The organism is Streptomyces sp. NPDC094147, assembly GCF_044764265.1.
Taxonomy (GTDB): Bacteria; Actinomycetota; Actinomycetes; order Streptomycetales; family Streptomycetaceae; genus Streptomyces.
Genome location: NZ_JBIWHT010000001.1, coordinates 792,995 through 812,598 on the forward strand (window position 1 = coordinate 792,995; position 19,604 = coordinate 812,598).

At 71.0% G+C, this 19,604-nt stretch carries 14 protein-coding genes; 4 read left to right on the forward strand and 10 right to left on the reverse strand.

Features of this window, described 5'->3' with window-relative positions:
* Together ACIQ8J_RS03650 and ACIQ8J_RS03655 are read left to right on the forward strand one after the other, a co-directional pair.
* On the forward strand, positions 1-2,806 hold a 2,806-nt coding region (locus ACIQ8J_RS03650), incomplete at its 5' end, for an ATP-binding protein (protein ID WP_403607733.1).
* 13 nt (positions 2,807-2,819) lie between these two features.
* A complete protein-coding gene (locus ACIQ8J_RS03655; protein WP_403264351.1) occupies positions 2,820-3,407 on the forward strand; it encodes a two-component system response regulator in 588 nt (195 codons plus the stop codon).
* Positions 3,408-3,429: 22 nt separating this feature from the next.
* Here the strand turns inward: ACIQ8J_RS03655 and ACIQ8J_RS03660 are convergent, their stop codons facing one another.
* A complete protein-coding gene (locus ACIQ8J_RS03660) occupies positions 3,430-5,313 on the reverse strand; it encodes an AMP-dependent synthetase/ligase (protein WP_403264352.1) in 1,884 nt (627 codons plus the stop codon).
* A gap of 235 nt (positions 5,314-5,548) precedes the next feature.
* A complete protein-coding gene (gene lepA, locus ACIQ8J_RS03665; protein WP_403264354.1) occupies positions 5,549-7,414 on the reverse strand; it encodes a translation elongation factor 4 in 1,866 nt (621 codons plus the stop codon).
* A 226-nt stretch (positions 7,415-7,640) separates the two neighbouring features.
* Here lepA and rpsT point away from each other — a divergent pair, with 226 nt between their 5' ends.
* Positions 7,641-7,907, forward strand: coding sequence for a 30S ribosomal protein S20 (rpsT, locus tag ACIQ8J_RS03670; RefSeq protein ID WP_403264356.1), 267 nt, complete (start codon positions 7,641-7,643; stop codon positions 7,905-7,907).
* 191 nt (positions 7,908-8,098) lie between these two features.
* Here the strand turns inward: rpsT and ACIQ8J_RS03675 are convergent, their stop codons facing one another.
* The 4 genes from ACIQ8J_RS03675 to ACIQ8J_RS03690 all read right to left on the reverse strand — a co-directional run bounded on the left by ACIQ8J_RS03675 (position 8,099) and on the right by ACIQ8J_RS03690 (position 12,814).
* On the reverse strand, positions 8,099-8,935 hold the full coding sequence (locus ACIQ8J_RS03675; protein ID WP_403264357.1) for a 4'-phosphopantetheinyl transferase family protein: 837 nt from the start codon (positions 8,933-8,935) through the stop codon (positions 8,099-8,101).
* On the reverse strand, positions 8,932-10,665 hold the full coding sequence (locus tag ACIQ8J_RS03680; RefSeq protein WP_403264359.1) for an acyl-CoA dehydrogenase: 1,734 nt from the start codon (positions 10,663-10,665) through the stop codon (positions 8,932-8,934). Before ACIQ8J_RS03680 ends, ACIQ8J_RS03675 begins: the two co-directional genes overlap by 4 nt.
* A 4-nt stretch (positions 10,666-10,669) precedes the next feature.
* Entirely contained in the window at positions 10,670-12,385 is a 1,716-nt protein-coding gene (locus ACIQ8J_RS03685; protein ID WP_403264361.1) for a fatty acyl-AMP ligase, read from the reverse strand.
* Positions 12,386-12,487: 102 nt separating this feature from the next.
* Complete coding sequence (locus ACIQ8J_RS03690) at positions 12,488-12,814, reverse strand: DUF6059 family protein (RefSeq protein ID WP_403264363.1); 327 nt, start codon at positions 12,812-12,814, stop codon at positions 12,488-12,490.
* A 270-nt stretch (positions 12,815-13,084) separates the two neighbouring features.
* On the opposite strand from ACIQ8J_RS03690, the gene ACIQ8J_RS03695 reads away from it, so the two are divergent.
* On the forward strand, positions 13,085-13,699 hold the full coding sequence (locus tag ACIQ8J_RS03695) for a DNA-binding response regulator (RefSeq protein WP_403264365.1): 615 nt from the start codon (positions 13,085-13,087) through the stop codon (positions 13,697-13,699).
* A 105-nt stretch (positions 13,700-13,804) separates the two neighbouring features.
* On the opposite strand, the gene ACIQ8J_RS03700 is transcribed toward ACIQ8J_RS03695, so the two are convergent.
* From ACIQ8J_RS03700 to ACIQ8J_RS03715, 4 genes are all read right to left on the reverse strand, one after another.
* Complete coding sequence (locus ACIQ8J_RS03700; RefSeq protein WP_403264367.1) at positions 13,805-16,174, reverse strand: sensor histidine kinase; 2,370 nt, start codon at positions 16,172-16,174, stop codon at positions 13,805-13,807.
* A 96-nt stretch (positions 16,175-16,270) separates the two neighbouring features.
* Positions 16,271-16,915 (reverse strand): hypothetical protein, encoded by a 645-nt coding sequence (locus ACIQ8J_RS03705; protein ID WP_403264368.1) that lies wholly within the window; start codon positions 16,913-16,915, stop codon positions 16,271-16,273.
* Positions 16,916-16,989: 74 nt separating this feature from the next.
* On the reverse strand, positions 16,990-19,284 hold the full coding sequence (locus tag ACIQ8J_RS03710; RefSeq protein ID WP_403264370.1) for a TOMM precursor leader peptide-binding protein: 2,295 nt from the start codon (positions 19,282-19,284) through the stop codon (positions 16,990-16,992).
* Positions 19,284-19,445: a hypothetical protein gene (locus ACIQ8J_RS03715; protein WP_403264372.1), complete on the reverse strand. Its 162-nt coding sequence runs from the start codon at positions 19,443-19,445 to the stop codon at positions 19,284-19,286. Before ACIQ8J_RS03715 ends, ACIQ8J_RS03710 begins: the two co-directional genes overlap by 1 nt.
* Positions 19,446-19,604 lie beyond the last annotated feature (159 nt).

Here is a 19,604-nt window from a genome sequence, read left to right on the forward strand (position 1 = left end):
CGGCACCGAGGGAAACCTCGGCGGTCAGGCCCAGGTGCGGGGTGTCGCGGGTGTCTGGAACGACCTGACGGAGAACGTCAACTTCATGGCGTCCAACCTGACCTCGCAGGTACGCAACATCGCCCAGGTCACCACCGCCGTCGCCAACGGCGACCTGTCGAAGAAGATCACGGTCGACGCGCGCGGCGAGATCCTGGAGCTGAAGGACACCGTCAACACCATGGTGGAGCAGCTCCGCGCCTTCGCCGACGAGGTAACCAGGGTGGCCCGCGAAGTCGGCACCGACGGCCGGCTCGGCGGCCGCGCCCAGGTGCTCGGTGTCTCGGGGGTCTGGAAGGACCTCACCGACAACGTCAACTACATGGCGGACAACCTGACTTCACAGGTGCGCAACATCGCCCAGGTCGCCACCGCCGTGGCCCAGGGCGACCTCTCCAAGAAGATCGACGTGGACGCCCGCGGCGAGATCCTGGAGCTGAAGACCACCATCAACACCATGGTGGACACGCTGTCCTCGTTCTCCTCCGAGGTCACCCGGGTGGCTCGCGAGGTGGGCTCCGAGGGGCAACTGGGCGGGCAGGCACGGGTGGAGGGCGTGTACGGCACCTGGAAGCGCCTGACGACCAATGTGAACGAGCTCGCGCTCAACCTCACCACTCAGGTCCGCGCGATCGCCGAGGTGGCGTCCGCCGTGGCCCAGGGCGACATGTCGCGTTCGATCACCGTGGAGACCCGGGGCGAGGTCTCCGAGCTGAAGGACAACATCAACCTCATGGTGTCCAACCTCCGCGAGACCACCCGCGCCAAGGACTGGCTGGAGTCCAATCTGGCCCGCCTCGCCGGTCTGATGCAGGGCCACCGCGATCTGATGGAGGTCGCCGACCTGATCCTGCGCGAACTAACCCCGCTGGTGAACGCCCAGTACGGCGCGTTCTTCCTCGCCGACCCCGACGGCGACGACGCCCCGTCCCGCACCACCAGCTCCACCAAGGGCCTCGCCTTCATCGCCGGGTACGGCTCGGCACAGGGCGCGACCGTCGACACGACCGGCATGCCGGGCCACGGCCTGGTCCGCCAGGCGGCCCTGGAGAAGAAGAGGATCCTCCTGGAGGAGGCCCCGCCGGACTACATCAAGATCAACTCCGGGCTCGGGGAGGCCTCCCCGGCCAGTGTCGTCATCATCCCGATCCTCTTCGAGGACAAGCTGCTCGGCGTCATCGAGCTCGCCTCCTTCTCCCGTTTCTCCGACGTCCACCTGGCCTTCTTCGACCAGTTCGTGAACACGATCGGCGTCGCGATCAACACCATCATCGCCAACTCCCGTACCGAATCCCTGCTGAGCGAGTCCCAGCGGCTCGCCATCCAGCTCCAGGAGCGCTCGAACGAACTCCAGCGCCAGCAGGCCGAGCTGCAGCGCTCGAACGCGGAACTGGAGGAAAAGGCAGCCCTGTTGGCGACGTCGTCGCAGTACAAGTCCGAATTCCTGGCGAACATGTCGCACGAGCTGCGCACGCCCCTCAACTCGCTGCTCATCCTCGCCCGGCTGCTCTCCGACAACCCGGACTCCCATCTCTCGGACCAGGAAGTGCGGTTCGCCACCACGATCCACCGCTCGGGCTCCGACCTCCTCCAGCTGATCAACGACATCCTGGACCTGTCGAAGATCGAAGCGGGCCGCATGGACGTACGCCCCAAGAAACTCCCCCTCATCAAGCTCCTCGACTACGTCCACGCCACCTTCCGCCCCATCACCATCGACCGCGGGCTCGCCTTCGAGGTGTCGGTCGGCGAGGACGTGCCGCGCGAGATGTACTCCGATGAACAGCGCCTCCAGCAGATCCTGCGCAACCTGCTGTCCAACGCGATCAAGTTCACCTCGTCGGGCCGCGTCGAGCTGCGCGTCAACCGCATCAAGGACCCGGAGAACGGCGTGCTGAGCGGCGCGGACGACCTGATCGCCTTCGCCGTCACGGACACCGGCATCGGCATCGCGGCGGAGAAGCTCCCGGTGATCTTCGAGGCGTTCCAGCAGGCCGACGGCACCACCAACCGCAAGTACGGCGGCACCGGCCTCGGCCTGTCCATCAGCCGGGAGATCGCCGGACTGCTCGGCGGCCGGATCATCGCCGAGAGCCAGCCGGGCAGCGGCTCCACTTTCACGCTGTACGTCCCCGTCCGCTATCCGGGCCATGTGCCCAGCGAGGCCGAGCAGGACCCGGAAGCCACCCTCGACGCCTCCGACCGGCTCTCCTCCGATCACGTCCTGCTGCCCGACCAGGACGACGGCTGGCCCGCCACCACCAAACTGGAGGAGTGGAAGCGGGGGCCCGCGGGCAACGTGCTGCCCGGCCGCCGGGTCCTGATCGTCGACGACGACATCCGCAACGTGTTCGCGCTCACCCACGTCCTGGGCCGGGTCGGCATGCCGGTGCTCTACGCGGAGAACGGGCGCGAGGGCATCGAGGCCCTGGAGCGCAACCCGGACATCGAACTCGTCCTGATGGACATCATGATGCCGGAGATGGACGGCTACGAGACCATCGAGGCGATCCGGCGCAGCCCGCAGTGGACCGACCTTCCGATCATCGCGCTCACCGCCAAGGCGATGCCCGGCGACCGCGAGAAGTCGATCGCGCAGGGCGCCAACGAGTACGTACCGAAGCCCGTGGACGTGGACCAGCTCCTCATGGTCGCCTGCACTCTCCTGGACCCCGAGGGCGAATCGCAGGAGGCCGAGGCCACGCCTTCCTTCCCGGAGCAGTCGAGCGGCACCGGGGAGACCCCGACCGCACCCCCGAACGTATGAGGCGAACCCCGTCATGAGCACAGCGGCACCACCGTCCGGCGACCGGGCGAGCATCCTCCTGGTCGACGACATGGAGGACAACCTGATCGCCCTGGAAGCGGTCCTCGGCTCCCTCAACGAGCCGCTGGTGCGGGCGCGTTCGGGCGAGGAGGCGATGAAGGCACTGCTGCGGCAGAAGTTCGCGGTGGTGCTGCTCGACGTGCGGATGCCGGGCATGGACGGCTTCGAGACCGCGTCCAACATCAAACGGCTCGACCAGACGAAGGACGTGCCGATCATTTTCCTGACCGGTACGGATGCCGACAACGGGTATGCGTTCCGCGGGTACGCCACGGGTGCGGCGGACTTCCTCACCAAGCCCTTCGACCCCTGGGTGCTGCGCGCCAAGGTCAACGTCTTCCTCGATCTGCACCGCAAGAACCGCCAGTTGGAGCGGCTGCTCGCGCAGGAGCAGAGGCAGCTGAGCCGGATCGCCGACCGCCTCGCCCTGATCGAGACGGAGCTGTCCCGCCAGGAGGCGGGCGACATGAGGGAAGTACGCCGCCAACTGGTCCGCGTGGAGGAGGTGTTGAGGGAGCTGAGATGCGGCCGGGAACGCTGAGTCCGGCCGCGTCCCGACGCCGCTACGCCTCGCGGGCGCCCGCGTACATCTCCTCGATCAGGGGGCGGTACTCGCGCTCCACCACCGGCCGCTTCAGCTTGAGGCTGGGCGTCAACTCGCCGTGTTCCACGTCCAGATCGCGCGGAAGCAGCCGGAACTTCTTGATCGTCTGCCAGCGCTGGAGGCCCTCGTTGAGGCGGGCCACATAGCCGTCGATGAGCTCGACCGTCCGGGGGGACGCCACGACCTCGGCGTACGAACCCGCGATGCCCTGCTCCTTGGCCCAGCCGAGGATCGTCGGCTCGTCCAGGGAGATCAGCGCGGTGCAGAAGTTCCGGTCGGCGCCGTGCACCAGGATGTTGGAGACGAACGGGCAGACCGCCTTGAACTGGCCCTCGACCTCGGCCGGCGCGATGTACTTGCCGCCGGAGGTCTTGATGAGGTCCTTCTTGCGGTCGGTGATGCGCAGATAGCCGTCGGCGGACAGCTCGCCGATGTCACCGGTGTGGAACCAGCCGTCGGACTCCAGGACCTCGGCGGTCTTCTCGGGCAGCCCGTGGTAGCCCTCCATGATGCCGGGGCTGCGCAGCAGGATCTCGCCGTCGTCCGCGATCCGCACCTCGGTGCCGGGCAGCGGCTTGCCGACGGTGCCGGTGCGGTAGGCCTCGCCCGGGTTGACGAAGGAGGCGGCCGAGGACTCGGTGAGGCCGTAGCCCTCCAGGATGTGGATGCCGGCGCCGGAGAAGAAGAAGCCGATCTCGGGCGCGAGCGCCGCCGAGCCGGAGACACAGGCCCGCAGCCGCCCGCCGAACGCCTCGCGGATCTTGCTGTACACCAGCGCGTCCGCGACCTTGTGCTTGGCGGCCAGCGCGAAGGGCGCCCCGGGCCGCCCGGTGCGGCGGAAGTTGTCCTGGCTGACCTTCGCGTACTCGCGGGCCACCCCGGCCGCCCACTGGAAGATCTTGTACTTGGCCCCGCCGCCTTCCCGGGCCTTGCTCGCGACGCCGTTGTAGACCTTCTCGAAGATGCGGGGCACCGCGGCCATGTAGGTCGGCTGGACGACCGGCAGATTCTCGATGATCTTGTCGATCCGGCCGTCGACCGCCGTCACGTGGCCGACCTCGATCTGGCCGGAGGTGAGGACCTTGCCGAAGACGTGGGCGAGCGGCAGCCACAGGTACTGCACGTCGTCGGCGGTGACCAGGCCGGTCGCGGCGATCGCCTTCGCCATGTACGACCAGTTGTCGTGCGGCAGCCGTACGCCCTTGGGCCGGCCCGTGGTGCCGGAGGTGTAGATGAGGGTGGCGAGCTGGTCGGCGGTGATGGCCGCGACGCGCTCCTTGACCGCCTCGGGGTTCTTCTCCAGATGGGCGGCGCCCCGGGCCTCCAGGTCGGCGAGGCTGAGCACCCAGCCCTGGGGGTCGCCCTCGGCGGGCTCGGCGCCGGCCGGGTCGAGGACCACGACGTGCTGGAGATTCGGCAGCTCGGCGCGGCGCTCGCGGGCCTTGGCCAGCTGGGCGGCGTCCTCAGCGATCAGGACCCGGCTCTCGGAGTCGGCCAGGATGAACGCCGACTCCTCGGCGTTGGTGGAGGGGTAGATCGTGGTCGTGGCGGCGCCCGCGCACATCACCCCGAGGTCGGCCAGGATCCACTCGACGCGGGTGGAGCAGGCGAGCGCGACCCGCTCCTCGGCCCGTACCCCGAGGTCGGCCAGGCCCGCGGCGACGGCGTAGACCCGCTCGGCGGCCTGGGCCCAGCTCAGCGACTTCCACTCGTCGGGCGCCCGGCCCGTGCCCGCGACCGGGTAGCGGTAGGCCTCCGCGTCGGGCGTGGCGTCCACGCGCTGGACGAAGAGGGCCGCCACGGACGGCGGCCGGTTCTCGATCAAGGTCTGTGTGTCGCTCACGACGTCCTCCGGGCTGGCCTGCGGCAAGGCTGCACGACTGCTGGTGGTCCGAGTGCTCTGGCTTGTCCGACGCTTGTTTAACTGGCGAGTAACTATCGGGCCGTGATCAGAGTAGAGCGCCGTCGCCCGGCGCGTAAGGGGCAACGGAGAGTGGTTTCATAACGAACGGACCCCCGCGCGAAAGCGCGGGGGTCCGTCGGTGGCGGCGGTGCGGGCCGCCGGTGACCGGGGGCTACTACTTCTTCTTGCCGCCCGACTCGTCGCTGGAGAGCACCGCGATGAAGGCCTCCTGGGGGACCTCCACGGAACCCACCATCTTCATCCGCTTCTTGCCCTCCTTCTGCTTCTCAAGGAGCTTGCGCTTACGGGAGATGTCACCGCCGTAGCACTTGGCGAGGACGTCCTTGCGGATGGCGCGGATCGTCTCGCGGGCGATGACCCGGGAGCCGATGGCGGCCTGGATGGGCACCTCGAAGGCCTGCCGCGGGATGAGCTCGCGCAGCTTGGCGACGAGCCGCACACCGTAGGCGTACGCCGCGTCCTTGTGCGTGACGGCGGAGAAGGCGTCGACCTTGTCGCCGTGCAGCAGGATGTCGACCTTGACCAGGCTCGCCGCCTGCTCGCCGGTGGGCTCGTAGTCCAGCGAGGCGTAACCGCGCGTCTTGGACTTCAGCTGGTCGAAGAAGTCGAAGACGATCTCGGCGAGCGGCAGGGTGTAGCGGATCTCGACCCGGTCCTCGGAGAGGTAGTCCATGCCGAGCAGGGTGCCGCGGCGGGTCTGGCAGAGCTCCATGATCGAGCCGATGAACTCGCTCGGCGCGAGGATCGTGGCGCGCACGACGGGCTCGAACACGTCCGAGATCTTGCCCTCGGGGAACTCGCTCGGATTGGTGACCGTGACCTCCTTGCCGTCCTCCAGGACGACCCGGTAGACCACGTTGGGGGCGGTCGCGATCAGGTCGAGGCCGAACTCCCGCTCCAGGCGCTCGCGGATCACGTCCAGGTGCAGCAGGCCGAGGAAGCCGACGCGGAAGCCGAAGCCGAGCGCGGCCGAGGTCTCCGGCTCGTACACCAGGGCGGCGTCGTTGAGCTGGAGCTTGTCGAGGGCCTCGCGCAGGTCCGGGTAGTCGGAGCCGTCCAGCGGATACAGACCGGAGAAGACCATCGGCTTCGGGTCCTTGTAGCCGCCGAGCGCCTCGGTCGCCCCGTTGTGCAGGCTGGTGATGGTGTCACCGACCTTGGACTGACGGACGTCCTTCACGCCGGTGATGATGTAGCCCACCTCGCCGACGCCGATGCCGTCGGCCGGGGTCATCTCGGGCGAGGAGACGCCGATCTCAAGGAGCTCGTGGGTGGCGCCGGTCGACATCATGCGGATGCGCTCGCGCTTGTTGAGCTGGCCGTCCACCACACGTACATAGGTGACGACACCGCGGTACGAGTCGTAGACCGAGTCGAAGATCATCGCGCGGGCGGGCGCGTCGGCGACGCCGACGGGGGCGGGCACGTCGCGGACCACGCGGTTCAGGAGCGCGTCCACGCCGACGCCGGTCTTCGCCGAGACCTTGAGCACGTCCTCCGGCTGGCAGCCGATGAGGTTCGCGAGCTCCTCGGAGAACTTCTCGGGCTGGGCGGCCGGCAGGTCGATCTTGTTGAGCACCGGGACGATGGTGAGGTCGTTCTCCATGGCCAGGTACAGGTTGGCCAGCGTCTGCGCCTCGATGCCCTGGGCGGCGTCGACAAGCAGGACGGTGCCCTCGCAGGCGGCGAGCGAGCGCGAGACCTCGTACGTGAAGTCCACGTGGCCCGGGGTGTCGATCATGTTCAGGATGTGGGCCCGGCCCTGGTCGGGGCCCTCGGTGGGGGCCCACGGCAGCCGGACCGCCTGGGACTTGATCGTGATGCCGCGCTCGCGCTCGATGTCCATCCGGTCGAGGTACTGCGCACGCATCTGCCGCTGCTCGACCACGCCGGTCAGCTGGAGCATCCGGTCGGCAAGGGTCGACTTGCCGTGGTCGATGTGGGCGATGATGCAGAAGTTGCGGATCAGCGCCGGGTCGGTACGGCTCGGCTCGGGCACGTTGGGAGGAGTCGCGGGCACGCAGGGTCCTGATTCTTGAGACGCGCGGTCGAATCGCGGCGTCTCGTCTCGGGTCGACGACGGTTCGATACGTAAGTAGCAGCCTCTATGGTCCCACGCCTGCGGGCCTGTGCTCGGTTTGGGCTGGTCGCGGGGCGGCTGGTAACGTGGGCAGCTGTGTCTCGTCACCCTTGCGGCGGCGTGGCACGACCTAAGATCGAATCATCGAACCTGCAAAGGCTCTTTCGTGGCGAACATCAAGTCCCAGATCAAGCGGAACAAGACGAACGAGAAGGCGCGCCTGCGTAACAAGGCCGTCAAGTCCTCGGTCAAGACCGCGATCCGCAAGGCTCGCGAGGCCGTCGTGGCCGGCGACTTCGAGAAGGCCACCGTGGCCGTTCGCGAAGCCTCCAAGAAGCTCGACAAGGCCGTCAGCAAGGGTGTCATCCACAAGAACGCCGCCGCCAACAAGAAGTCGGCGCTGGCGCTCAAGGTTGCCGCTCTTCAGGGCTAAGACCTGCCGCTTCATCTGATCGACCCGCCCGACGGGACCCAGCGGCCCCTCTACCGCTCCCGGACGGCAGCTCAGTGCCGCGCGCGGACGCGTTCGCCACGCGGGCGCGGCGCTATCCAGAAGTAACGCGAAGGCCCCGTTCCTCGTCCTTCCCCAGGACGGAACGGGGCCTTCGCGCTGCCCGCGGCCTTTCAGCGGTGGACGCGGCCGACGAGGTCCACGACCTCGCCGAGGAAACCCTCGTCCAGCATGGTCGAGACCGCCGTGTCGCCCTCGTCCTGAAGGCCCGCGTCATGGCAGGCGACACCCACCAGATAGCCGCCGTCGAGTTCGAAGGTGGAGAACGCCCACTCGCCGTGCGAGGCGGGCTCGCCCTGCGGGGTGAGCAGGGTGGTGGCCTCCGGGTCGAAGCCGAACTGCGTGAAACCCATCCGCATGCCCTGGCCGAGCGCCTTGGTGTACGCCTCCTTCAGCGTCCAGGTGCGCACCAGGCGGCGCTGCTGCTCGGCCTCGTCCAGGGCGCCGAGCCAGCGGCGCTCGGCGGGGGTGCACAGATGGCGCTGGACCGCGGAGTACTGGATGCGGCGGCCGGCGAGCTCGGTGTCGACGCCGACCCGGCCGCGCCGGTTGAGCCCCACCACCAGCAGGTCCCGGGTGTGGCTGAGGCTGACCTCGATCTGGTCGCAGCCGCGCAGATAGGGGCGGCCGCCCGCCTTGGAGGCGAGCTCGACCGTCTCGGGCGGGGTCTGCAGGGCCGCGCCCGCGGTGTATTTGACCAGGAGCCGCGATGCCGCGAAGCGGTCGCGGGCCTCGGGTTCCTGGAGGGCGCTGAGGCGCTGCCAGTCGCGGGCGCCGAGCAGGGGGCGCAGCTGGGGGTCGGCGACGGCGGCCGGCAGCCAGTCCCGCCAGCTCGCGTGGACCACCACATGGCCGTGCCAGGCCATGGACTGCCGCACCCGGCTCCATGGGCTGTCCGGTCCCGGCATCAGAAGGGGTTCGGCGATGCCCGTCCTGGTGAGGGGGCTCATGGGGTACCTGCTTCCGACAGAGGAGCGTCGTGAAGATCGAAACTGCGGCCGGCCCGGAAGCGCGCCAGCAGCTCCTCCGCGACCCGGTCGACGCAGTCCGGCGGCAGCGGAGGAAGGGTGAGGCCGAGGCGGCGCCCGTAGCGGTGCAGGGCGAGCACCAGCCAGGCGGGGTCGGCCAGGAAGGTGGCGGTGTGCCGGTGGTGCTCCCACACGGCGAGGGCCGCGCCGGCCGCGGACAGCACGGAGTGGCGGTCGGCGAGCGCGGCGGTGGCGGGGCTCGCGAGGGCGGCCCGGTCGCCGGGTTCGATTCTGAGGCAGGCCTCGCGCACGGCGAGCAGATCGGCGTGGAAGGCGGCGGCCGTCGTCCGGAGCACTTCGCCGTACGGGCCCTCGTCGCCCGAGTCCGCGAGGCGGGCGGCGCAGGCGGTGAGGGAGGCGGCCAGGAAGTCGCCGCCGCCCGCGACTTCGAGGCCGCCGAGGTCGAGGTGGGGTACGGGTTCGCCGGTGCGGAACAGGGCGGCGGGCGGTTCGGCCTCGCGGCCCCAGAAGTGCCGTGCCAGGACCGGGAGTTGGGGGATCACGACGGCCTGGCAGGAGGCGGTTCCGGCGTGGCCGAGACCGGCGGCGGGCAGATCGCGGAGCAGTTTGCCGAGCATGCCCTGGTCGGTGTCGCGGCTGTAGCCGCCGGCGCCGAGCACGGTGGCCAGCTCCTCCAGGTCGTCCCTGAGCAGATCCGGTACGAGGTATTTGAGTTCGGCGGCGGCCAGATGGGCGGCGCCGGGCAGCAGCGACAGCGCGCGCAGCACGGCGGTGGCCATGCTGTCACCCGCGAGCAGATCGGCGAACACCCCGGCGAGCAACCCGCGTTGGCGCCTGCCCACGGCCCCTCCGGACAGAGCGGTGCGCACCGCCGCGCGCAGCACGGTGTCCACCGAGGCGAGCACCGCTCCGGTGATCAGGGTGCGGTTGAGCTGGAACGTACGCAGTGACAGGCGTACGCCCGCGCCGAGTTCGCCGACCAGGGCATCGCCCGGCACCTCGCACGCGTCGAACGCGTACCCGGCGAAGCGGCAGCCGCGCATGCCCGTGGTGGGGCGGCGCGGCAGCAACCGCACGCTTTCGGGCGGGAGTTGGTCCGGGTCGAGGAGGAATACGGAGTGCGATGCGGGGCCGGGGGCGGGGTCGGTGCGGACGTAGGCGACGACGGCGCCCGCGCGTTCGGCGTTGATGACGACGTCCTTGCGGCCGTCCAGGACATGGCCGCCCGAGTACTGCAGGGCGGTGAGCTCGCCGCGCAGCATCGCGGTGCCGTGGGCGAGCGAGCGGTGCACGATGGCCGCGCGGCCGCCCGAGACGAGCAGGCGGGCCACGCTCGCGCGCTGGCCGGGCGAGCCGGCGGCGAACACCGGGGCGGCCGCGAACAGCGAGGTGATCCCGTACCCGAAGGCGAGGGCGACATCGCGGCGGAATACCGGCCGCAGCATCCGCATCAGCTGGTCGGCGTCGCGCAGCCGCCCGCCGAGCGCGACCGGCACCAGCTCGGCGCCGAAGCCCTCCTCGTCGAGCAACTCCTCGGCGGCGCCGAGCAGTTCACTGTCACCGTCGGCGGCGAGCAGGGCCCGGAAGCCGAGCGGGTTCGCCGGGTCGCAGGGGTCGCCGAAGCGGAATTCGAGCCGCTCGGCGCGGTGGCGTACGTCCGGGTCGGCCATCCGGACGGCGGTGTCGGGCATGGGCTCAGCCTCCATCCGGGGCGTACGGGGGCGCCGATGCGTACAGCGGGCGCAGTTCGCCGCGCAGGTAGAGCTCGCGCATCAGCGAGCGGCGGACCTTGCCGCTGGTGGTGCGGCGCACGGTGCCGGGGCGGACCAGGACCACTCCGCCGAGCCGGGCGCCGAACTCCTCGCGCAGGCAGCCGCGTACGCGTTCGGCGAGGTCGGCGAGCTGGCCGCGGCTCCAGCCGGCGCCGCGGATCTCCTGGATGGCGACGATCTCCTCGTGGTCGGCGGGCGCCGAGAGCACCACGGCGGAGCCGAACGGGGCGCCGGACTGGGCGAGTTGGCGCTCGGCCTCCTGCGGGTGCAGGGTGCGGCCGTCCACGAGGAGGGCGTCCTTGATGCGGCCGGTGAGGTACAGCTCGCCGTCGCGCAGCGCGCCGAGGTCGCCGGTGCGCAGGAAGCCGTGTTCGCCCGATGCGGTGGTGCGGCCGAAGACGGCGGCACTCTCCAGGGGGCGGCGCCAGTAGCCGGCGGCCACGGCTTCGCCGCGCACCCAGATCTCGCCGACGGATCCGTCGGGCAGCACGGCCGAGCTCTCCGGGTCGACGATGCGTACGGTGACGCCGGTCGCCGGTCCGCAGCCGACCAGGGTGCGCACCGGGCGGCCCGGCTCGGGCGGGGCGAGCTCGCCGCGCTCCAGACCTCCGGCCGCCACCACGGTTTGCGCGGGTGGGCGTCGACCGGTGAGGCTGACCAGGAGGGTGGCCTCGGCGAGCCCGTATCCGGCGGCGAGCGCGCCGGGGCGCAGGCCCGCGGCGGCGAAGCGTCGGGCGAAGGCGGTGAGGGTGACGGCGGAGACGGGTTCGGAGGCGTTGACGCAGGTGGCCAGTGCGCCGAGGTCGAGTTCCGCGAGGTCGTCGTCGGTGACTTCGGCGAGGCAGCGGGCGTACGCGGAGTCGGGGGCGGCGGTGACGGTGACGCGGTGCCGGGCCACCTCGTGCAGCCAGCGCACGGGGGCGGTCGCGAACAGGCGCTGGGGCATGAGGACGGCGGTGGCGCCGAGCCAGAGCGGATGCAGCAGCTGGCCGATCAGGCCGAGGTCGTGGTGGAGCGGGAGCCAGCCGCCGATGCGCGCGTTCTCGTCGGTGCCGAGCGCGCCGCGCAGGGACTCCATGGTGGCGAGGAGGTTGGCGTGGGTGACCTGGACGCCGCGCGGGGCGGCGGTGGATCCGGAGGTGTACTGGATGAGCGCGGTGTCACCGGCGGCCACGGCGGGCGGCTGCCAGTCGGCGCCGTCGTCGGGCAGGCAGTCGACGGCGAGGCACACCACCGAGGACCGCCCGGCGTCGGCGAGGCGGCGGGAGAGTTCGGGGGCGTGCGCGGACTCGGTGAGCACGATCGCGGCATCGGTCTCGGCGGCGATCGCGGCGGTGCGTTCGGCGGCGGCGCGCGAGGTCTCCGGGGGCGGTACGGGCACGGCGACGGCGCCCGCGTACAGGCAGCCGATGAGGGCGGCGACGGTGTGCGGGCCGCCGTCCATGGAGATCAGTACGGGCGCGCCGGCCGCGCGGCGGCGCAGCAGCGCGGCCGCGACGGACCTGGCCCGCACGTCGAGTTCCCGGTAGGTGCGGCGGCTCGCGCCGCGGTCACCGTCCAGGCAGAGCAGAGCGGTCTCTTCGGCTCTGTCGGCGAACCGCGCCGCCAGTGCGTGCGTGAAGCTCCTCGCTGGGGTCATCCTCTGCTCCCTGGTGCTCGGACGGATGGTTGGTCCTCCCACTCTGCGCGTCGGCCCTTGACGGGTACTTGAAGATCAACTGTTGTGGGGGCGGCGGGCCGCTCATCTTCTGGGTCCCGGCACCTCGTTCAGCAGGTCCTGCAGGAGCAGCAGTTCCTGCCGGGTGAGCGGGACGTCGGGGCGCAGCCGCTCGGGGTGGCCCGGCGGCGGGCCGTCCGCGTCGGTGCGCAGCATCAGGCGGAACCCGCTGTCGAGCGAGCGCAGCCGGGCCCTGTTGCCGTCGGCCGCGGTCAGATACATCTCGACACCGCCGTGGACCATGAGGGCTTCGCCCACGGGCCGCAGACAGCGGCCGATGAGGCGGCGCCAGCTGCCCTTCGCGCGACGGCCGGAGCCGTCCGGAACATCCGGTTCCTTCCGGCTGGCCATGTCAGAGAACACCTTCCGAGCTGCGGTGTTCGTTCATGTTCACGTCACCTCTCCCTTCACCCCGGATGCCGGGACGGCGCCTGGGTGGAGGGAGGATGGGAGCGACCACTGGAGCGGCGGTCGGGCCGTGGCTGAAAGGCACGGATGCGGGTGCGTTCGTACCGTTCCTGAAACGGCACATGCCGGATTCGTCTCAGCCACGGGTCTCGGCCACGGCCTATTGCATAATCTCTACCAACTGACCCATGATCCAGCACATCGGGGGGCGCCATGGTGAGAGTTCTGATCGCCGAAGACATGCACATGCTGCGCAAAGCATTGGTGTCACTCATTGAACTGGAGCCCGACCTGGAAGTGGTCGCGGAGCTGTCGTCGGGTACGGACATCGTGCCGACCGCGATGGCCATACGGCCGGATGTCGCCGTCCTGGACATCGACCTCCCCGGCACCGACGGCATCACCGCCGCCGCCGGACTGCACACCGCGGTGCCGGAGTGCCGCACCCTGATCCTCACCAGCCTCGGCAGACCCGGCAACCTCAGACGGGCGCTGGCCGCGCACGTATCGGGTTTCCTGCCGAAGGACTCGGATCCGGACAGCCTCTGCGCCGCGATCCGCCAGGTGGCCTCGGGCGAGCGCGTGATCGATCCGCAACTGGCCCTCGCCACCCTCGACTCCGGCCCCTCCCCCCTCACCGACCGCGAGCGGGAGGTGCTCCAGATCGCCTCGGAGGGCGTGGAGGCCGCCCAGATCGCGGCCCGGCTGCACCTGTCGTCCGGCACCGTACGGAACTATCTGACCTCGGCCGTCAGCAAACTCAACGCGCGTAACCGCGTCGACGCGATCCGCATCGCGCGTGAGGCGGGGTGGCTGCACTCGGTCTGAGCACCGGGGCCGGGGCTGCCGCCACAGTCCCGGGTAAAACGTTTCTCCACTGGGCTCCTCAAGGGTCCCCGGCCTTGACCCGGCACGGGCTGCCGGTACGGTCCCTCACGCCGCGAGCAGTTCGACCTCGGCCCTGAGCTCGAACCAGCCGTCCGGGCGCGCTCCCGCCATCAGCCGGCCGTTCACCGCGTTGACCCGGGTGGTCAGATTGCCTATGCCGCTGCCCCCGTTGACCTTGGAGTCGAGGCCGGGCGCGGCGCAGCCGTCCACACCGTCGTTGACGAGGGTGAGGCGTACCCCGGCCGCGGTGCGCTCCGCGGTGATCTTGCAGTGCGCGGCCCTGCTGTGCCGCAGCATGTTGGTCAGGCCCTCGCGCAGCATGGTGGCGAGCACGGTGTCCACGTCGCCGGGCAGCTCTCCGCAGTCGGTGTCCACGGTGGCCCGGATGCCCACCCCGGCCAGCATCGCGGTGGCGCTCTCCGCCTCCGCGGCGAGGCTCATCCGCTGCCGCCCGTCGGCCACCGTACGGACATCGGCGAGCGCTTGGCGGGCGATCTGGAGCACCTCGGTGAGTTCCTCCTGCGCCTGCATCGGCCTGGTCCTCCCGAGGCGGCGTACCAGCTCGCACTTGAGGGTGATCGCGGAGAGGCTGAAGCCCAGCAGATCGTGCAGGTCGCGGGCGAAGCGGAGGCGTTCGGTGGTCACCGCGAGGCGGGCGATCTCGCTGCGGGAGCGGTGCAGTTCGGAGGCGAGCTGCGCCATGCGGGACAGGCCGAAGACGACCAGGGCGCAGATCGGGGTGTACGCGGTCTCGTAGATGACGTCCTGGAGCGGTACCCCGGACGCGTACAGCGCGGCGTCGCTGGCCGCGGTGACGATCAGCAGCGCCGGCCAGGCGGCCACCGCGGGCAGCACCAGGAGCGCCGAGCCCGCCAGGAAGCCGGGGATGCCCGGCCAGGCGCGGCCGAAGGCGAGGAAGGGCAGGAACTGGAACACGGCCTGGAGGCCGAGCGCCCCGTACCGCAGTCTCGTCCGGTACCGCGCGGCCCAGGAGAACCGCCAGTGGAAGGACTCGGTCAGCTGGAGCGCGAGGAGGGCGAGCAGGCACAGCTCCACGCCGCGGGGGAAGCCGCCCGCCGGGGCGAAGGACCAGCCCTCCGCCGAGCAGGCCAGGAAGTAGCCGACCAGCACCGCGAGGGTGATCGCGCTGGCGTCCCTGGGCGCCACGTCCAGGTGGCCCGCCCCGCGCGGCCGCGCCGCCGGCGGCTGCTCCGGGTCGTCCGGGCAGGCGGTGGCGGGCGCCGAGCCGGCCGCCGCATCGCCGCAGTCGGGCAGCGCGACGGTGACGCACAGCCGGAACCAGCCGTCGTCGGCGCGGTGGGAGAGCGTGCCGCCGACCAGCCGGACCCGCTCGTCGAGCGCGGCGAGCCCGCCGTCCGGGCCGCCCTTGGGCTGCCGTCCGGAGCGGACTCCGTCGTTGGCCAGCGTGAAGGCGATGTCCCGTCCCCGGCGTTCGACCGTGATCTGGCACTGTTCGGCCTTGCTGTGCCGCAGCAGGTTGGTCAGGCCCTCGCGCAGCACCGTGGCCAGCATGGTGTCCACCGCGCCCGGCAGTTCATGGCGGTCGATGTGCACGGTGGTACGGATGCCGGCCGCGCCGAGCATCGAGACGGCCGCGTCCGCCTCGCCCCACAGGGACATCTCCCGGTAGCCGCGGCTGACCGAACGCACATCGGCGAGCGCCTTGCGCGAGGTACCCAGGATCTCGGTCAGCTCCTCCTGCGCCTTCGCCGGGGCGTCGGTGAACAGGCGGTAGGCGAGCTCGCACTTGAGGGTGATCGCGGAGAGGCTGAAGCCCAGCACGTCGTGCAGATCACGGGCGAAGCGCAGCCGCTCGGCGGCCACGGCGAGGCGCGAGAGCTCGGCCCGGGAGCGGTGCAGCTGGCTGATCATCGCGGACATCCGGGAGAGTCCGATGAGGACGAGCGGGATGAGGATCGCCTCGATCGAGGCGTAGACGACATCGCCCCAGGCGAGCCCGTACTGATGGAACTCCACGAAATCCGCGGCGATCACGGCGGAGAAGAGCGCCCAGCCCGTCGCCGTCGGGAACACCAGCACCGCCGAGGCGGCCAGGAACTCCGACATTCCTCCCCAGGCCTCGCCGAACAGGGCAAGGGGCAGATAGGTGGGCAGGATCTGGAACACCCAGGCCGCGTACCGCACTTGGGTCAGTCGGGGAAAGAGCCACGGGAAGGAATGGCCGAGTTGCAACCCCATGATCGCCGCGAAGGCGAGCACGGCGACCGCGCTCTCCCACACCGGTGGCCGCTGCGCCCAGACGAAGGAGCCGTCGATGACGAAGAAGCCGATCAGCACTCCGGCGGTGATGGCCATCGCCTTGCGCGGCGGTAGCTCCTGACTGACGGCTTCGGCGGATTCCCCGTCCGCCGAGCCGACCATTGCTGCCTTCAAGTGTCCCCCATGGTTCAAACGGTGCCCGGTCACAAGCACGTCTCGAACCGGATCATAGGTAATCCAGTGCCCAAATCTGTAGTGCTCGACCGGTTCTCACAGACGGGCCCCGCCCTTCACTTCCTGGACGGCCAGCATTCCGGCGGCCGCCGTATACGACCGGGCCGCCCGCACCACCGTCGGGGGCAGCGAGTCGTTGAACGGTGACCGAAAATCGCTGTACGCGCCCTGGAGATGGAGGAGCAGCCGGGCAGCGTCGGGTCCGTGCAGCTCCACCCGGTGGTCGGAGCCCTCGTACGCGAGCACCGGATCGCATCCCGGCCTGCGCAGCACCACGTCCGCCGGGAGCCGGTGTTCGGCGCCGGGGGCGGCCGGCGGCGGACGGAACCGGGCGGCCGGCGACAGCGGGACCACGCTCAGCAGCGGCGAGGCACCGATCGCCAGGTGACGCACGATCACGTGCTGGAGGGAGTCCAGGGCGCCGAGCAACTCCCGCGACGCGTCGTTCCACTCGCCCTCGGGCACCTCGTACCCCGGGAAGCCGGGCACCACATTGCCCAGCGACACCGGGCCGAGCTCCATCCGGTACAGCGCCTCGCGCAGCAGCGGCCCCGGGCGCTCCAGGCACAGCTCCCCCCAGGGGGTGCGCAGCACCGTGTTCGGACCGGGCAGGACCGCGACGTCCTCGCGCAGCGACCAGAACTCGCCTAGTTCACGGGCCGCGAGGCGGTCGATACGCATGAGAGAGGGTCCTTCCACCGGCAGGGTGTGGTGTTCGCGTTCGGGGTGCGGGTCGGGGTGCGGGTGCTTCGCGTTCAGAGGAAGAGCGGGACGGGGTTGAGGTTCTCGTACGGGGTCGGCGCGGCCAGCCGGCCGAGCTGTACGGGGACGTCGAAGAGGCGGCCGGGGGCGTAGCGGGCCCAGTGCGGTCTGAGTCCGGGCACCACCACCTTGACCACCGGCAGGCCCACGTCGGGCCGGGTCTGGTCGAGGACGAGCAGTTCCATCGACTTGCTCCGCAGGAGCGCCACGACCGTCTCGATGTCCTCGCGCAGATCGTCGTGCGGCGTGTGGGGGTGGGTGGCGGGGCCGGTCGGCGGGACGTCGGCGGGGAGCAGGTAGGGGTGGTCCTCGACGGTGGCCGTGCGCAGCCACGCGTGGACGTCCGCGTCGTCGGTGGCGGCGCGGGAGACGCTGCCGTCGGGCGCCACCACGTGCGGCATCATCTGGTTGAGCTCGGTCAGCGCGCGGCGCAGCGCGATCGCCGGGTCGAAGTGGGCGCCGAAGCCGAACATGATGTGCTGCGCCTGCCCGGGTCCCGCGTCGGTACGCCGCGACAGTGCGGCAAGGACCGGGATGCCGAGGTCGGCGGTCAGGTCGAGCACCCACACCTCGCGGCCCAACGAGGCGTGTACGCGCCGGAGTTCGGTGATCCACGGGTCGTCGAAGGCGTCGAGGTCGACGGCGGGGTGGCGGGTGCGGTTGTACCACCACAGGGCGAGCGCGTCGCGCTCCACGAGTTCGAGGAAGCCCTGGAGCACGGCGTCCTCCAGGGTGCCCCCGGCGGCGGTGCCGTTGGAGGTGGCCAGGCACGTGGCGGCGCCGGGCGGCTGGGGCACTCCGTAGTAGAGCAGCGCGGTCGGCAGCAGCTTGTGGCGCTGTTCGGTCACCGACCACAGCGGCGTCCAGTCGGTCGGCGCCTCCTCCTCGAAGGGGTCGGCGATGTGCTGGAAGGGCGCGTGGCGGGCGTTCCAGTCGGCGCGGTGGGCGAACTGCCGCTCGTCGTAGAGCTGGACGGTGTCGGGGTGGACGGCGTCGGCGGCCAGCTCGCGGTAGCTGCCGCGGACGGTGGCCTCGCCGCCCTCGAAGTGGCCCGAGTGGCGTTCGAGGGCTTCGGCCAGCGCGCTGACCCTGGCCTGGATCTCGGTGGTGCCCTTGCCGCCGCAGGAGGCGCGCAGTCCGCCCCGGATGGCGCCGATGCCCTGGGCGCCCGCGGCCGGGTTGAGGCCCGCGGAGAAGGAGTTGAAGAACTCGGGGCCGCACTCGTTGCGGGTGATGCCGCGCACCAGGCCGGTGACCGGATCCACCAAGTGGCCGAAGCGGTCCAGGAGTTGGCGCGGGGTGAGGCTGCGGTGGCCGTTGCCGCCGGTGTCCCGCTTGACGCGGGAGCGCAGCACCACCGGCGCCATCACCTGGGCGGCGGTCATGCCGGGCTCACCGCAGGTGGCGCACTGCGGGCGGCGTACGACGGGGTGGAGTTCACCGGCGAGGGTGAGTCCGTCGAGGGTGCGCAGGGCCTGCTGGCTCGCGTGCCGGTAGCCGGAGAGCCACTTGGCGGCTTCGAGGCCGGCCAGCTGGAGGGCGGCGAGGCGGGCCGCGGGCAGTGTGCAGGAGGGCCGGGGCACCGGCCCCGAGCGGCCCAGCATGCGCTGGACATGGGCCTCCACCGGGCGCGAGCGCCACAGGCGTTCGGCCAGGCAGGACCAGCAGGGCCCGTCCACGTCGCCGAAGAAGGGGCCGATCCACACCTCGGTGCCCTCGGACTTCACCGGCAGCCAGCGCCGTCCGGCCGCACGGAACTCGGCGTCGACGACGGCGAGCGCGGGGTCGAGGTAGTCGTCGCAGAGGACCACCGTGAGGGCGGCCGTCCACTCCGCGCCGTCCGGGGGCGCCGCGAGTCCGGCGGCGGTCAGGCACGCGGCCAGCTCGGCGGCGTCGCCGCTGCCGACGGCGAGCGCCGAAACCGTCTGGTGCGTACGGGAGTCGAGCGCTTCGGCGCCGTCCAGACCGGCGGCCTCCCAGTAGGCCTGCTCGGCCGACTCCCTGGGTGCGAGCGGGTGTTCCCCGCGTCCCCGGAGCAGTCCGGCGCCGGTCAGCCGGGACACCAGGCGGGCGGCCTGCCCGGCCGGAAGCGCGTCTTCGGCGTCTCTGGCTATCCGCTCCAGGGGTCTGGTGCCGTCGAGGAGCGGGGCGAGGCGGGCTATCTGCTCGCCGTGCAGTGCGGTCACCCGCTGGTCAGAGATCAGGTACACCGCTTCACCGGGCACCTGCTCGACCCGCAGGTGCGGCTTGAACCCGACGAGCGGGGCGGCGGCCCGCGCGGCCCCCATCAGGCAGCGAGGCGAGCGGCGTCGACGGCCGAGACCTGACCCTGTGCGGCGAACCAGCAAGGCAGCGCGGGGGCCAGGAGGTTGGCGCAAACCTGCTGTCCGAACTCCTCGATCACGAGGTCGTCGTTGCCGGACACGGGGCGGCTGATGTTCGCGTTCATGAGGGGCATCCCTTGACTAGCGGGCGGATGAGGGGCCTTGTCACTCGGCGCTCGACTTCTGGTCGGGCCGACGTCCAGAACTCTGCCGGGTCGGCTGATTCGGCCCCAGTGCCGCCGTCACGGGATGCCCATGAAACTTTCATACGTGTGACCGGGACA